The following is a 15,110-nucleotide window of genomic DNA, read 5'->3' on the forward strand; positions in this document are numbered from 1 at the left end:
TAAAGAGTATAAAGACTTTAGATTTTATGAATATTAAAAATAGGAACAGTCAATTGAACTGCTCCTATTTTTCTGCTAAATATATTGTAGTTTTCTTATATGTATAATGATAGATTAGCGGATTCTCATCTACGGTACTTACTTCAAATATGAAGAAGTGATCGCGGTTATCTCTGGACTTTTCCTTATTGAGGACAAAGTAATTCTTACGTGAAGTCGCCATTGTTTTTAGGATATCATCAGTTAGGAAGGTCAATGGAATATTCATGTTAGAGTAGCGGTAGAAGTCACGTTCAAAATCTTGGTAGCTCTCGCTATAATAGTCCATTTGTAGGTGATTACGCTGAAACTCAAGCTGATTCATAGAGCACCTCCTCGACAAGTTCAATACTAATAATGTCTTTTAATTTCAAATTGATGTGACCTGTTGTAGTTTTTATCAAAATGAAATCTTTGGTCAGACTTGGTATTGTTCCAGTGTAGGAAACACGCTTGTTTTTTTCAATCACTTGAATGCGTGTGCGTAGCTGCCCGGCGTATACTTGACTGAGGAGTAATAATTTCTTCTCTAGTGATAAGTCAGACATGTACGTTACTTTGTTTGTATCATCAGAGAGTGCTGATGCATGTTCAGATAGGAAAAAGCCCATCCATTTTTGCATCTTTGTATCCTGGTACTCTCTTGCTGATTGAAATGGTAAATATGAACGGTCAATCATATCAAATCCTTTCTATGCAGAGGCAAGGGTATTTTTATCAAATTGAATCGTAAAACCTTGAATTCCCCCACCTGTGTAACATTCTTTAAAGCGATTGATTACCTCAGTATAGATTATCACAGATGAGCTTGTTGGCTTAATGCTAAATGTAAATTCCAATGGTAATCGGTTTTCAGATTTAGCATGTACTAGTCGTATCGATATTTCAGTTGTTTTGAGTTTTCTCTGACGAAGTTTTGAAGTTGCTGTTTCAACGATTCCATGTAAAAATCTTTCAAGCATTTCAATATCATTACATCCTTTGCTACGGATTTCTGAAAATTGTACTGTATTTTTTTCTTGTTTCATTTTAATCCCTCCAATCCACCCGCGGAATGACCACCGATAAGTTTACTGCGTTCAATATTTCTGGAACCTTCAGTTAGGACGGTTCCTTTTTGTATGGCTAAAAAACCAAACTGTTCTCTGACAACATCAATAGCTGTCTGAAGTCTATTATCTTTTTCAATTTGTTCTACATCATCAAAGAGTGATAGTAGAGTATAGCTTTCATCTACGAAGCCACTATAAGATACACCAATTTGTCTCACTGCACCAGAGGTGTATTTTTTCGGAATAATACAAGTACATGACTCACCATTGTTTTGGGGAGATTTGCGGGTTCAATTTTATTCTGAGCATTTATAGATTTTTTCATCTCAGTCCTAGAATAGCCAATATGAATAGAAACGACAGTAGTCAATACTAGGGCTACTGTTCCGTTCCACAGTATCATTTAAAAATCATTTTCACACCCTTTCGTCTATTAGTATAGAAGAAAGCTCTCAGCACACGTTGAGTGTGTGTGTTTGTTAGTGAAACGTGTCTAATCCTCAAAAGATTCACCCAAACCTTTTGAGTCTCACAGACGCACTATGTGGAATGTGTAGTGTTGCTACAACGACTAAAAGGGTGAAAATTCTTGATTTCAAGCTATTTTACAAGCGTTTTGTCTTTGTAGATAAAGGCAATTTTGACATCAAAAAAGTCCTAAAAAGGTACATGGAAGTAAATGTATTTACGGATATCGCCCACATATCGGAAAAATGAATACAACAATAAATATTTATATCTCAAGCGAGAACTATTCTATATGGTTCTCGATTTTTTTGCGTTTAAGGAGAAATTTTGTAGAAAGAAATGCAGTCATCACATCATATCGTGATTTCTTATCTAGTCCGACAAACTGGCCTGGATATTGTTGAAGCAACAGCTGTGATGGCTGATTTGGAAAAGAGTGGTTTGGTTCAAATCCAACCAGGTGATGAACTGGAGATAAAAGAGTGGGGAGGTATCTCATGAAAAAGATTACAGCAAATCAATATCAAACGTCTGGCGCTATTACAAGATCCCAAAGATTCTCTTTGAGGATGAACGAGGGACATGAAACTGAAAGTCAAGGTGGTTTATGCGGTTCTTAAAGACCGCCAAGAGCTGTCTCTTAGTCTTAGTTGGGAGGACAATCCCTATTATACCAATTGGCTTAATGATTTCTTTGGAAATACGGGTAAGTCCAGCTAGTCTCGCTTTCTAACCTACTGGGAGGGTAATTCAAGAAACAAGTTACTAAAATGCAAGACCAGAGAGACAGAGTAGTATTACCAGATTGAAAAGTTTTTTGTCAGCCAAATGGAGTCACAGCCCAAAGTGATTCTAAGGCTTTGGAAAATGTTCGAAGGGACGGTAACTCGATTCCAGGAGGTAGCGATGGTATTGTTATGCTATGGCCAGTGTACCTGGGGAGTAGCAGCTCGCATCAAGCAGTTAGGATTAAAACTCAAGGACAGAAATGGGGAAAAGATTCTCATTATCAACATCATGGGAAATGCTCAAGACTGGGTGGCAATTGCTGCAATTCTGGGTGGTGAAACAGGCTCTATTCCAAGAGCTGAAGTTATTATCTCATTTGTTGGTGGCAGTCATGGGACCTTTGATTCTTATAGTCATGTGTCTTTTGTCAAGGAGGTCTATCTAGATATTTCATTTCTGGTATGTCGATGAAGACGGTTTTCTCAGGTAGATAATAGTGCCATGAATTTTGCTTATGCGACGAAATAGAGAGTCTTTAATTGAAATTTTCTAATATTTTGGTGACTTATAGTTTTTGTAAGTCACTTTTTTATTATCAAAAAACTTGCATTTTATCATTTAAAATGATAAAATACGTACAAAATAATAAAAAGGAAAAACAATGAATGTTAAAAAGATAATTTCTATTTTTCAATCGTTTTATATTAATGTAAGTGTTGAAAAAATAGCTTTAACTTTACCAATTAGTTTTGAAAAAAGATTTCAATATGCTCAAATGAAGTTTCATAAGGAGTCATTTTTATTGATTAAAGAAAAGAGAAGAGGAAGTTTAGACTCATTTGTTACTCAAGCTCGTAATATGGGTGAAAAAGCTAGCATGGACGTTATTTTGGTATTTTCAAAGCTATCTGACATTGAAAAAAAACAACTCCTTCAAGCTAGAGTTCCTTTTGTAGATTTCAAGGGAAATCTCTTTTTTCCTCCATTGGGATTAGTATTGAATGCTAATGATGATGTTGTAGCATCTAAAGAATTAACACCTAGTGAACAATTAACTTGGATTGCCTTTTTATTGACAAAAGGTCAAAAAGAAGTAGATGTTGATATGCTTTCACAGGTAACTGGACTTCCAAACTCAACGATTTATAGGTGCTTGAGGACTTTTAAAACTTTAGATTGGTTAAATAAGCCAAATAAACTTTACACTTATACAGCATCAAAGAAAGAATTATTCTTAAAATCAGAGTCCTATTTATTTAATCCCATCAAAAAACGGCTCTTATTGCCAGATGTAGATCTGAAGAATATAAAATCTGCTTCTAGGCTTCTATACGGTGGTACTTATGCTTTATCCTATTTGACTTTTTTAGCTGAATCGGATGAAAATAGTAGCTATGTCATATCACAGAGACAATTCAATAAATTATCCTTGCCATTATCTCAGCATGTTTTAGAAGGCAAGGTATTAGAAATATGGCGATATCGCCCTTTTGTATCTGAATTTTGGAACGATTTTAAAGAAAATCAAGATAGACAGTTTGTAGATCCTATTTCACTTTATTTGACCTTAAAAGAAGATGATGATCCACGTGTGGAGGAAGAGATTGAAGTACTAAAAAGTAATATATTACAGTATCTAGGAGAAGATGATGCCAGCTAATACGAAAGCTATTTTTCAAGAAATGTTTGCGAATTTTCAAGACTATTATGTTTTGATTGGAGGGACTGCAACCTCTATTGTATTGGACTCGCAAGGATTTAAAAGTCGGACAACAAAAGATTATGATATGGTCATCATAGATGAATTAAAAAATAAGGAATTTTATGATACCTTGAATCACTTTTTAGAATTGGGAGAATATCAAGGAAGTCAGAAGGATGAAAAAGCACAGCTATTTCGATTTACAACAAATAAACCTGAGTTTCCTTCTATGATTGAACTATTTAGTATTTTACCAGAATACCCATTAAAGAAGGAGGGGAGAGAAACACCCTTACATTTTGATGAAGATGCTAGTTTGTCGGCCTTATTATTGGATAAGGATTATTATAATATATTAGTGCATGAAAAAGAATCCATTCAGGGATACTCGGTGTTGAGTAATCGTGGTTTAATTATTTTCAAGGCTAAAGCTTGGTTGGATATGAGAGAACGCTCTGCCACAGGTATTCAAGGTTTAAGTAAAGCCATAAAAAAACATTTGAACGATATTACTCGATTAACAGCTTTATTAGTAGGGAGTGAAAAACTGTCAAATATAACCTCTAGTGACACGGTGAAAGCAGATATGCACCGTTTTGTGATAGAACTGGAGTCTATGATATCAACTATCCCTCAAAATGATGATATTTTGTTGAATCAAAATGAAGTTTTTGAAATTTTGAAAGATTTTTTAGATAGTTAAAATAATTGTAGAAACATAGGTATATTGGAATGTGACATACTTGTTTTTGTCTGGGAGGACTGATGCGTCAGTTCTCCCGTTTTTTATGTTCAAGTCACTTGACTTAGTTCAGGTAGTTTTTTTGCTGTTCTTTTTTATGCTATAACCATTTCAAGGCGTTTTTGGTAGTATTAGAGAGAGAACTAAATAGCAGAATGTAGTTACATGTTGATTCAAGAAAAAGGTGAGCAACATGTTTTTCGTAAAAGCAAAAAATACCTCCCTTTTGTTCGATTACGATTGGAACTTTGATGAGCGCAGTTGTTGGTCAAGGTGTACAGTCGCTCCATGTAGATGAAGATGGGAAAACTGGAAATCCTGCCACCAATCTTATCCAAGCAAAGCCAGCTGATAGTGCTGAACACATAAACTAAGCCAAATTAAGTGGTCAGGCAAGTGGCGAATTGCCCTTTACCGTTCTAGACGAGGAATTAGATAAAGTAGAACAAGTAGCTAAGGCTGAAGGCGTTCAAGTTGTCACAGATAAGGAAGTCAATCTGGCTACAAAAACAGCAGTGGAAACAAGCATCGCTCTTTCAAAAGAACAGACTGACTCTGATAAGCAGGTCTCGGAAGTTAAGAAAGCGACAGCTGGTTATGCATTGGGAAATTATGGCCTATCTCCTTTAAACTCAATCAATTTTCATAAAGCTAGATGGAAAGAAATGGTAAAACCTTATTTTAAAAAAAAACGATGTCTTTACTATGCCTGAAAATGAAAATATAAGTTTCTAAAAGGAACAGAAATAAATCTGTGTAACTGCAACGAGTAAGTTGCAGTTTTTTATTTTGAATAATGATATAATAGTATAAAGTAATATTCAAGGGGATGTTAATATGCCAAAGGGTTTTCAAACTCCTATAACCATTAAAGAAGCGATTGATAAAATTGATGAAAATAAATATGTTTTGCCAGGAATTCAACGACGTTTTGTTTGGGGAAAAAATCAAATTGAACTACTTTTCGACAGTATTATGAGAGATTACCCTTTTAATTCATTGATGTTGTGGGAAATAAATTCTCCTCAAATAAAAAATAATTATAACTATTATTCTTTTTTGAGAAAGTATAAACAAAGATTTGAAGTTGAAAATGAAATGATTAATAAAACAGCTTCCGATGATGATTTTTTTGCTGTTATTGATGGGCAACAAAGACTAAATAGCTTATACCTTGGTTTAAAAGGAAGCTATACAATGAAAAAACCTCATAGACCTTGGGTAGATAAATCTGATTACTTTGAAGAACAGTTTTTATATTTAGATATTACTTCGGAATACCAAAGTGAATCAGATATCGACAGAGCATATAATTTCAGATTTTTGCCGAAATCTGAGGCTGAAAATAGTAAAGATAAAACTTGGTATAAAGTCGGTGATATTCTTCAAATAAATCCTGATGACATATTTGAAGAAATTAGTGATTTTGTTGAACAACAATTAAATATAAAAGATAAAAAATACGCACGTAATACACTAAGAAAATTAAATAAAGTAATTAGGGAAGATAAAATTCTTAATTACTACTTGGAAACCGAACAAGATCTTGATAAAGTATTAGATATATTTATACGCACAAACGACGGTGGGACTAAATTAACATTTTCAGATTTGTTAATGTCAGTTTTAACAACTCATTGGAAAGAGAGTAGGGATGAGTTCGATGAATTGATTAAAGATGTCCGTAGCTTTGGTGATTTTAATATTAGTTCGGATTTAATAATTAAATCTATTTTAATGTTGTTTTCTAATGATATTAAAAATAGAGTAAAAAATTTTGATGAAGAATTATTAAATTCTGTAATTAAAAATTGGTCTAGAATAAAATTAAGCATTTCCAATACTTTCCAAATGTTTTATAGGATGGGATTTAATTCTCAAACTTTTCCAGCTCTAAATGCTGCAATTCCCATTATTTATTATGTTTATAAAAATAACTTAGAAGAAGCGATTATTAAGGTTAGATTCTTTGGTAGCCCAAATCATAAATTGATTAAACAATGGCTTATTTTATCTTTCCTGAAGAGAATATTTGGTGGTCAATCCGATACTGTTCTTGTTGATCTTAGAAAGATTATTAATGAAAATAGCAGTTCTAGTTTTCCTTTGCAAGTTATTATTGATAAAGCTAAATCAAATCCAACAAAAAACTATAACTTCGATACTGAATTTATTGACGATTTGTTTGAACGGACATATGGTGGAGATGTATTTTTTGTACTATCATTATTCTATCCGGATTTAGATTACTTTAACCAAAATTTCCATGTTGACCATATTCATCCTCAAACACTATTCAAAAGGAAAGATAGCTCTTATAGTGCCATGATTAAAAGAGTTGGTAAAAATTGGAATAAATTGGGTAATTTGCAACTATTAAATAGTGAACTTAATACAGCAAAAAGTGATAATGATCTAGCTACCTGGGTTAAAAATAATGGTATTTCTAAAAAACGATTATTTATTAATGAGTCAGTAAGTTTGGATTTTTCTGATTTTGAAGAGTTTTATACAAACAGAGTTATTAATATGAAAGAACATTTGAGAACTATTTTAAATGATAAGTATTAATATAAAAATAAGCTTGGAGAAATCACATGAGAATAGATAAAATATGTTTAGAAGAACAATTTAATTACGACGATGTATCAGAATCTGAATTAAAAATTATTTTTGAAAAAAGACTAGAAGAAGCAAAAGAAAAATCAGTCTTTGAACCTTTCTGTATACCATACAGTTATAGTAAGTTTAAAAAGGACATTGTTCTTAATGAAGAGGTAGTACTTGAGAAAGGTTTTCATTTTTATCATCATTCAGAAAGTGAACTATTAGAATATGCATTAAAGCATAGGAATAATAGTCAATTACATATTAATGATATGTCAGGTTTGTGGTTGGATGAATATCCAGCACCAAATGAATCAGGTCGTGTATTTATGGTATCCACTAATGGACAACATCGCAGATTAGTTTTTAAATGTTTGGGTTTGAAATTTATAGAGGCAAACATTAAATATCTAAATAAAAAGAGAGGTAGTTGGAGATATTACTTTCATAGACCAAATAGCTTTATGATAAAGTTATTAAATTGGATGATTTTTAACAAAAGGATTGAGGTTGAGTATTTGGATAGTCGAACTTATTTGATCACAGATTCTTCGAATCTAATTCCATGGATTTTACCAAACTCAGAAATTTTTAAAGCATCAGATATTCGAAAAGATATGTTGAAACGATTAAACTTAGTAGAAAAATCATTCGGAAAACAGGATTTTGATGATGGTTTTATAAGAAAATCATTTCTTTTGTGGTATATAGATGTTCTACGAGTAAATTTTATTATTTATCTAAAAAAATTGTAATAATTTTACTTTGAATCAGAATCTGTATGCTATGCTATGCTACTAGTATCAGATTAATACTTTTTACTGTCTATACAAAAACTTAGACTCGTTAGTTTTCAGTTAAATGATTAACAGGTTTAAGAATAAGACCTTAGTGGTTTCTTATTCTCTTAAATTGATTTTATATATTTTCCACTATTTAAATATACTCTGTTTCATTACCAATTTTAGTGTATTACGCTTTAAAAACATTGACAGATTTAAATCTCTGAAGTATACTAAAGTAGTCCAGTGGAAACATTGGATAGGGCGACAATATACCCACCTATATATATTTTTGGCTTTAAAGCCTGAAAGGAGGTGTGTGCTATGAACTTAACTGTCTTAATTGACTGGAAGTTCGTTGTTGCCCTTGGCACAGCTGCGGTTGGAACCATTTTCGCTTTGAATATGGATTCTTCAGCAGCTGAGCGTGTTTCAATCCATGCGATTGAAGCTACTAAGGAGTTTGCAGTTGCTACTAAAAGCAACTGTTAACTCCTATATATTTGGAGAAGCACATAATCTCAGGATTTTATGCTTTTTTTTATTTTATAAAAATATTCAAGGTTAGAAAAATAATGAAAAAAATTGATTGTTCATATATCTATAAAGAAGAAATTGATAAAAATATAAATATGCTAAAGCATTTTATAGAATCGTGGGTGAAATCCCAGTTTATTCGGAATGAAGAACTTTTTCAATTTGCTGATGATGATTTCTATTTTTATCGTTTCGCAGTAGAAAGACAGGAAAAAGCTGCTAAAATATTACTAACTAACATCCTTTGGCGGGTACTGAAGGAGTATAATATACCTGTAGAATATTCACATGATGCTCCATTTATTTTTATAATTAAAGAAAATCATGAACGAATAGGATATAGGTTAGCAGATTTCCTTGAAGATGAAGATATCAATAGTATTCTTAAATCTAATCATGTCGATAAAGCGATTATCCTTAGAACTTCAAAAGGTAAGCAAACAAAAAAATTAATTGAGCTAGAGAATCAACAATATAAAGATGCAAATGTAAATATAAGAGCATTATCTATTCATGAATTTTATTTAAAACAATTTGGTGAAGAAGAATATAAAGCGTTTATTGATTCTATTGATAATTACCTAAACGTTACAAAGGAAATCACAGGTTATAAATCTGTTAAATTTCTTTCTAAAATGAATCTGGCTTCAATAAAAATATTTGAACAGAAAAAGCTTAAAGATTGGGATTATTTGAATTACAGGTATCAGATTATTAACGCAAATGATAAGAAAGTCCAGAACTATTTATATCTCACTCAAAAAGATATTATTTTTGAAAATCTGGATGATATGCATAAATCATATATTTTCGATAAATTATATGAAACAATGGTAAGTTCGAACGAATATGCTGCAAGTTTTATAACATCGGAATGGCTTTATTATTCGTTTAAGGGTAAAAAAAACTTTGATTATACTTCTGTCGTTAGTGGATACTTAAAATCTATTGAACAGTTATTGTATAAGATTGTTATGCTCAATATTGACAACGATTGTAAAATAGCAATGAAACGAGATATGTTAAAAAAAGCTTTCAGACAGAATATCCCAGTTTTTGAGCTAATTGATAACAAATTTAATAAAATCCCTGAAAATAAGCAAGGGAACAATTATAGGTTCACAAACTATCCATATATCGAATTTACGGAACATCATAAAGAATTCATGGATAGTTCTATTGGAACTTTTGAGTATTTTTTAAGATGTAATAAGCATATTTTTTCAAATCCGGATAACGCAAAAACAGTTACTGACATGATTAGTTGTTTTAGAATTGAATGTCGAAACGGTTTCTTTCATACTCATAATTTAAATGATTGGGATTTGGTTGAAAAAATACGTAGAAATGCGATCTACCTTTATTTCGTCTTATTGGGATCATGTATTATTCCAGAAAGGAGGAGACGTGAGTTAAATCTTATTTACCATGATCAATTTGATGAACTTTGTAAAAAAATCCGAGAATTCAAGAAGTATAATATATATTTTGTATTTGAATATGAAGATGGAATAAAACAAAAACTAGTATATGACATTCATAATAACACTATTGAATTTAATGATGATGGTGTAGAACATTATGATGGTCTTTTATTCTATAAAGTAGACGAATTTGAAGATTCTCTTAAACAGATTGATAAAGGTGAGTTAGAAGATAAAAAGCTTTATTTAACTAGAGATAATTTACCGAAAAAAATATTTGGAGTTCATAGAAAACATCGAAACTATGAATATGAAGAAATTTTTTTTTGATTAATAATAATTTTTCATTGAATAGATTTTAGATTATTAGCTTTTAGAGTACAGTGTGCAACACATAAATTATATAGTTAAGGCGAGGAACTAGATAGCATCCTATCAAGATATTTTTAAATAGATGATATTGCATTTTGGATTATGACAAAGGAGTACTAACATGCCGAAATATACCGACGAAGATATTAGAAAATTGAATAAAATTACATTAAAAATTGCTGGTGATTATTTAGGTATAAGTTCACAGGCAGTTGCTATAGGTCTTAGAAACAATCTCCTTCCAATTGGTTTTGCTATTCATAACGAAGAAAGAGACAGACGTTTCACAGAGAGTTGGTCATATCATATTATCGCTGAAAGAATGATTTCGTACAATCATGGTAAGCTATCAGAGATCCATGTTGAAAATATTGAAACTAGTTTAGATAAAATAATAGAGGAATTTAACGGTTTAAAACAAGATTTACTTTTTATATTAAGCGAAAATGCAGAAGTGAAGAATTAGAAGTCTTTGAATTTGCGTTTTCGCTTGGTAAATATAAAAACGGTGATGTAAAATATAAGGGTAAAGGTGTTTCAAATGAAGATGATAAAGACCATTTCTAGAGAAGAACTCTATGAAGCTCGTTTGTAAAATGAAGTACAACAAAAACATGTTCATCTGATATACTAGAGTTACGAAAAACAGTATAAAGGAAAAAGAAGATGCCATTTTAAAGGCTTTTAAACACTTTAATTTGCTATAGAATAATGGGGCACCCCTACATAAGATTTGTAATTTTTGTAGGGTTTATTTTTATCATTTCGTTGAAAAGTTCATGAATTCGTGATAAACTATGTTAGAATTTATTTAGGAGGTTGATGATGAGCGTTAGTTATAAAAAGTTATCACATGTCTTAATAGAGAGAGAACTCACTCATTCACAATTACAACGTATGGTGGGATATAGTGCAAACATTACATCTAGATTGAAGAAAGATGAGTACGTTTCTTTGGAAACAATCGAAAATATATGTCAGAAATTAGATTGTAAGGTAGATGATATTTTAGAATTTGATTGTAATATTTCAAAAGAAAATATAGTATTTTGAATGTTTCTTTTTTTAAATATGAATGTCTATATTATAAAAAAGAAACTACTTTTAAGGAGTTGGTATGGAAAAATATAAGACTATTGATTTATTTGCTGGTATTGGTGGAATAAGAATGGGGTTCGAAAGGGCTTTTGATAATGAAATTGATACAGTTTTTGTGAGTGAATGGGATGCACATGCCCAGAAGACTTATAAAGCAAATTTTAATGATAATTTTGAAATTGCTGGAGATATTACCAAAATCGATGAAAAAGATATTCCTTCATTTGATATATGTCTAGCAGGATTCCCTTGTCAGGCATTTAGTATGGCTGGAAAACATATGGGATTTGATGATGATTATAAGGGATTATGTAGAGGAACATTATTCCTTGATGTTGCACGAATCTGTGAATATCACAAGCCTAAAGTTATCTTCTGTGAAAATGTAAAGGGATTGACTATCCATGATAAAGGAAAAACATTTAAAGTAATATGTAATACCTTTGAAAAATTAGGCTATAAAGTCTTTTCTCAAGTATTGAATTCCAAGGATTTTGGTGTTCCACAGAATAGAGAGAGAATTTATATAGTTGCTTTTAGGGATGATATTGCGCCTAAATATTTTAAATTTCCTAATCCAACAGATTCAACAAAAACTCTAATAGATATACAAGAAGAAAATCCTGTTCCTGCGAAATATTATTTAAGTGATACATATATGGAGACTTTAATAAGACATAAAGAACGGCATGCAGCAAAAGGTAATGGATTTGGATACGAAATACGAGAATGGCATGGTATTGCAGGTGCTATTGTATGTGGTGGAATGGGGAGAGAAAGAAACTTGGTAATAGATAAAAGACAAACAGACTTGACACCGACTACGCATATCAAAGGTGAGATAAACAAGGAAGGTATTAGAAAAATGACACCTCGTGAGTGGGCAAGATTACAAGGATTTCCAGATTCGTATAAACTTGTCTTAGCTGATACACATTTGTATAAACAGTTCGGAAATACTGTTACCGTAAATGTAATTCAGTCAATTGCAGAAAAAATTCGAGATGTCCTTAATGGAACGTGGGAAGATGGACCAGATCCTCAGTATGGACAATTGTCTTTGTTTGACTGTTTAGATTAGGTTAATAACATTTACATTTCTAGATTTGTTTTCGGGGATAGGTGGCTTTCAATATGCTTAGTAAATGTGGCAGTCATTGCGTAATGGCATAATAAACAGATGGGAAAGCTATAGAGATATTTAAGTAGAATTATGGTATTATACATGTTGAAGAAATTAGTGAGATAAAGAACGAAGATATACCAGCGTTTAATTTATTATGTACAAATTTTCCTATAATAGAAGGTCATACCGAATTTGGATAAAAAGTAGAGTATTAAGTTTTAGATATTAAGATTATGGTGTTCCGAAAATAAGGAAGAGAGTTTTTATTTTTTGTGTGAGAAATAACATAGATATCTCATTTGGGTATCTAGCGCCAACTGTGTGTGACATTTTATTTTAAAAAATAATGGGCGGAATAACAGGAAGGGGTCATTCTTTCATAATTTTTATAAGAGGTGAGATGACATTCAGAGATAGATAACAAATACAATCGAGATTGCTATCGTGTAGATGGTGTTCAACGTTGTATTGTTGTTGAAGAATATCTTCGCTCACAAGGATTTTCTTGTAATTTCTACCCTGCAGGAAATAAGGGTAAACAAGTTGGAAATCCTCTCCCTACTGTAGTAGTTTTAGCAATAGTACGTCAGCTTTTATAAGTAGGAATAATATAAGATAAGGCGAGATGAGTTTATTCATTCCGCCTTTGTTAATATGAATTGTGATTTTTATTTTGATGTGCGTATATGTAAAGCGCCTCTGTAGTCGTTACTGTAATATCTTACCCATTTAGCAATGCTATCAGCATTCTTTCCATTGTATGTATTAATATTATAATTAGAAGGCATTCCTTTTTTTGCTCTGAGACTAAAAATCAATTTTGGCCAAATTGCATCTACAGCATCTTGTCTATTTAATCTTTTGTATGAACTTTCATCATATGGATTTGAAAATTCAATCAGGTATTTAGCAGGCGCGATGGATAATTTACTACCTGTTCCATCAAATAAGAAGTATTTGAGGATTGGTCCTAAATATTCTTTATATCTGGAAAAAGGACAATTTAAATCAGTTGTTCTAGTATCTTCTGCAATTATTCCTGACATTCTTTTTTTCCAATAGTCATCAATAATTATATCAAGATTTTCAATTGAAACCTTTGCGTTTTGGCAAGCAAATTCAAAGCCTGGACGAGAAGTATGATTAACCAGTGCAGCGGGTGCAGCCTGCAATGATTTTAATGAGACGCCTTCTCCATTTATTTCTACATCCGCTTTTGCTCCAGCAGGAGCCTTTCCACTACCTATGCTAAATGCAATTGTTTCAAGATGAGTATCTGACATTTCTTTTAATTCAGTTATTGTGAAATCGACTGGAAGTTTGCCAAATTCTTTTCCCATAAAGCCAACACTTTTTATTGGCTGACCAAATAGTGTTTCGTTATGATCTCTTTTGTATATCATTATTAGTTTAAATATTAATTCGTCTCTTTCTCCAACGTTCATAATTATTCTCCTTTGGTAAATGACTGTAGATTACCAACAAATCTTTCAGGAGCAGATAGGATATCTACAACATCTTGGTATTTCATAGGTGACAAACTATTTATATAATCGACAGTCCTATTAAGATAGTGCTCTGAATAAAAGAACCAACCATAAACAACATCTAATTCTTGTAGACAAAGTTTCTGTTCTCTTTCAATTTGATTTTCTAAATCAGTTATTGTTGTATCTGTCTTTTGAATCTTAGACTCAATGTTTTCTCGTTTTTTAATAGCTCGTTCACTACATTTTAAAAGTTCTTTCTTATAAGAATTAAGTTTGAGTTTGTATTTAGAGAGTCTCTTACATAGAGCAACATATTTGATAGCAACTTCAGTATGTAGGGGACATATTATGTGCGTACCAATGGGCAATTCCCCACGTTTTCCAGTAAGTCTTTCTATGTCATGTGGTAATCCTCTAGGTGAGAATTGATATAGCCAGATACGATACTCATTTTTCATGTAATTAAGTAAAACATCTGTGTGATCAGAGCTGTCCTGTTTGGAATTTAAATATGTTTTTACATCTGAATCAAATGTCATTAATTTACATTGTAAAACATATGCAAAATCAGGTTCTCTTAATAGAGAAGTTAAAGTTCTGAGCCCCCTTGCCAATGAGCCTATGATTTTGTTATTTTCATTTGTACTTTTGTTACTTTCGATTAATAACTGCAACATATATGACGCTGGTGTAAAAGTTTTTTTCTTAAACTCTTCATGGAATATTTCGGAATATGTTTTCTTGATTACAGTTCCTTGTTCATGTGTTTTTGGAAGATTTTCACATGAAAAACCGTTCATTGGAATATCAATTATTTTTAGTTCTGTAAAAATTGAAATGGCTTGTTTGTATAGTTCTGCATCTTTGATTACTATTTCATTCAAGCCATCTCTATATGTCTGTTTTGACCATTCTTCGCATAATGTTCTAATATCTTTCAAA

The 15,110-nt window shown here is 31.6% G+C and carries 18 protein-coding genes and 4 pseudogenes; 16 read left to right on the plus strand and 6 right to left on the minus strand.

The genetic code is table 11. The features are described 5' to 3' along the window. Nucleotides 1-64: 64 nt before the first annotated feature. The 4 genes from QM867_RS00980 to QM867_RS00995 are packed head-to-tail and all read right to left on the minus strand — an operon-like array spanning nt 65 to nt 1,309. Complete coding sequence (locus QM867_RS00980; RefSeq protein WP_001072467.1) at nt 65-364, minus strand: DUF5960 family protein; 300 nt, start codon at nt 362-364, stop codon at nt 65-67. Continuing rightward, nucleotides 351-719 carry a hypothetical protein gene (locus QM867_RS00985; RefSeq protein WP_000567222.1) on the minus strand — a complete coding sequence of 123 codons (369 nt, stop codon included), beginning with the start codon at nt 717-719 and terminating at the stop codon, nt 351-353. The genes QM867_RS00980 and QM867_RS00985 overlap by 14 nt, the downstream gene beginning before the upstream one ends. Nucleotides 720-731: 12 nt before the next feature. After that, nucleotides 732-1,067, minus strand: a complete 336-nt coding sequence (locus tag QM867_RS00990; RefSeq protein WP_000806926.1) for a hypothetical protein — start codon at nt 1,065-1,067, stop codon at nt 732-734. Then, the gene (locus tag QM867_RS00995) at nt 1,064-1,309 is read right to left on the minus strand and encodes a hypothetical protein (protein WP_001813542.1); all 246 of its coding nucleotides are present in this window, start codon (nt 1,307-1,309) and stop codon (nt 1,064-1,066) included. Before QM867_RS00995 ends, QM867_RS00990 begins: the two co-directional genes overlap by 4 nt. A gap of 589 nt (nt 1,310-1,898) precedes the next feature. On the opposite strand from QM867_RS00995, the gene QM867_RS01000 reads away from it, so the two are divergent. The 16 genes and pseudogenes from QM867_RS01000 (at nt 1,899) to QM867_RS01075 (ending at nt 12,633) form a co-directional block, all read left to right on the plus strand. Beyond that, on the plus strand, nt 1,899-2,060 hold the full coding sequence (locus QM867_RS01000) for a hypothetical protein (protein ID WP_414314950.1): 162 nt from the start codon (nt 1,899-1,901) through the stop codon (nt 2,058-2,060). Next, nucleotides 2,057-2,246, plus strand: a pseudogene (locus QM867_RS01005) (replication initiator protein A); the annotation flags it as partial. The gene QM867_RS01000 and the pseudogene QM867_RS01005, both read left to right, overlap by 4 nt. Before the next feature lie 219 nt (nt 2,247-2,465). Further along, nucleotides 2,466-2,759: a CHAP domain-containing protein gene (locus QM867_RS01010; RefSeq protein ID WP_414314951.1), complete on the plus strand. Its 294-nt coding sequence runs from the start codon at nt 2,466-2,468 to the stop codon at nt 2,757-2,759. Nucleotides 2,760-2,949: 190 nt separating this feature from the next. Continuing rightward, nucleotides 2,950-3,948, plus strand: a complete 999-nt coding sequence (locus QM867_RS01015; protein ID WP_414314952.1) for a hypothetical protein — start codon at nt 2,950-2,952, stop codon at nt 3,946-3,948. After that, a pseudogene (locus QM867_RS01020) lies at nt 3,938-4,402 on the plus strand (hypothetical protein); the annotation flags it as partial. The gene QM867_RS01015 and the pseudogene QM867_RS01020, both read left to right, overlap by 11 nt. A gap of 30 nt (nt 4,403-4,432) precedes the next feature. Then, entirely contained in the window at nt 4,433-4,693 is a 261-nt protein-coding gene (locus tag QM867_RS01025) for a hypothetical protein (protein WP_414314998.1), read from the plus strand. 290 nt (nt 4,694-4,983) lie between these two features. Then, nucleotides 4,984-5,106, plus strand: a complete 123-nt coding sequence (locus QM867_RS01030) for a hypothetical protein (RefSeq protein ID WP_414314953.1) — start codon at nt 4,984-4,986, stop codon at nt 5,104-5,106. A 30-nt stretch (nt 5,107-5,136) separates the two neighbouring features. Next, nucleotides 5,137-5,274, plus strand: a pseudogene (locus tag QM867_RS01035) (hypothetical protein); the annotation flags it as partial. A gap of 48 nt (nt 5,275-5,322) precedes the next feature. Next, nucleotides 5,323-5,445 (plus strand): annotated as a pseudogene (locus QM867_RS01040) (DUF4343 domain-containing protein); the annotation flags it as partial. Nucleotides 5,446-5,569: 124 nt separating this feature from the next. After that, complete coding sequence (locus tag QM867_RS01045) at nt 5,570-7,303, plus strand: DUF262 domain-containing protein (RefSeq protein WP_414314954.1); 1,734 nt, start codon at nt 5,570-5,572, stop codon at nt 7,301-7,303. A 26-nt stretch (nt 7,304-7,329) separates the two neighbouring features. After that, on the plus strand, nt 7,330-8,094 hold the full coding sequence (locus QM867_RS01050) for a hypothetical protein (protein ID WP_414314955.1): 765 nt from the start codon (nt 7,330-7,332) through the stop codon (nt 8,092-8,094). Nucleotides 8,095-8,445: 351 nt separating this feature from the next. Continuing rightward, entirely contained in the window at nt 8,446-8,613 is a 168-nt protein-coding gene (locus tag QM867_RS01055) for a hypothetical protein (RefSeq protein WP_006153932.1), read from the plus strand. Nucleotides 8,614-8,696: 83 nt separating this feature from the next. Continuing rightward, nucleotides 8,697-10,412, plus strand: coding sequence for a kinase (locus QM867_RS01060; RefSeq protein WP_414314956.1), 1,716 nt, complete (start codon nt 8,697-8,699; stop codon nt 10,410-10,412). A gap of 163 nt (nt 10,413-10,575) precedes the next feature. Continuing rightward, nucleotides 10,576-10,920, plus strand: coding sequence for a hypothetical protein (locus QM867_RS01065; protein ID WP_414314957.1), 345 nt, complete (start codon nt 10,576-10,578; stop codon nt 10,918-10,920). Between the two features lie 359 nt (nt 10,921-11,279). Continuing rightward, a complete protein-coding gene (locus QM867_RS01070) occupies nt 11,280-11,507 on the plus strand; it encodes a helix-turn-helix domain-containing protein (RefSeq protein ID WP_414314999.1) in 228 nt (75 codons plus the stop codon). A gap of 64 nt (nt 11,508-11,571) precedes the next feature. Beyond that, nucleotides 11,572-12,633, plus strand: a complete 1,062-nt coding sequence (locus QM867_RS01075; RefSeq protein WP_414314958.1) for a DNA cytosine methyltransferase — start codon at nt 11,572-11,574, stop codon at nt 12,631-12,633. A 713-nt stretch (nt 12,634-13,346) separates the two neighbouring features. On the opposite strand, the gene QM867_RS01080 is transcribed toward QM867_RS01075, so the two are convergent. Together QM867_RS01080 and QM867_RS01085 are read right to left on the minus strand one after the other, a co-directional pair. After that, nucleotides 13,347-14,123 carry a hypothetical protein gene (locus tag QM867_RS01080; protein WP_414314959.1) on the minus strand — a complete coding sequence of 259 codons (777 nt, stop codon included), beginning with the start codon at nt 14,121-14,123 and terminating at the stop codon, nt 13,347-13,349. 2 nt (nt 14,124-14,125) lie between these two features. Continuing rightward, complete coding sequence (locus tag QM867_RS01085) at nt 14,126-15,109, minus strand: hypothetical protein (RefSeq protein WP_414314960.1); 984 nt, start codon at nt 15,107-15,109, stop codon at nt 14,126-14,128. Nucleotide 15,110 lies beyond the last annotated feature (1 nt).

Source organism: Streptococcus infantis (assembly GCF_047463635.1).
Lineage (GTDB): Bacteria > Bacillota > Bacilli > Lactobacillales > Streptococcaceae > Streptococcus > Streptococcus infantis_W.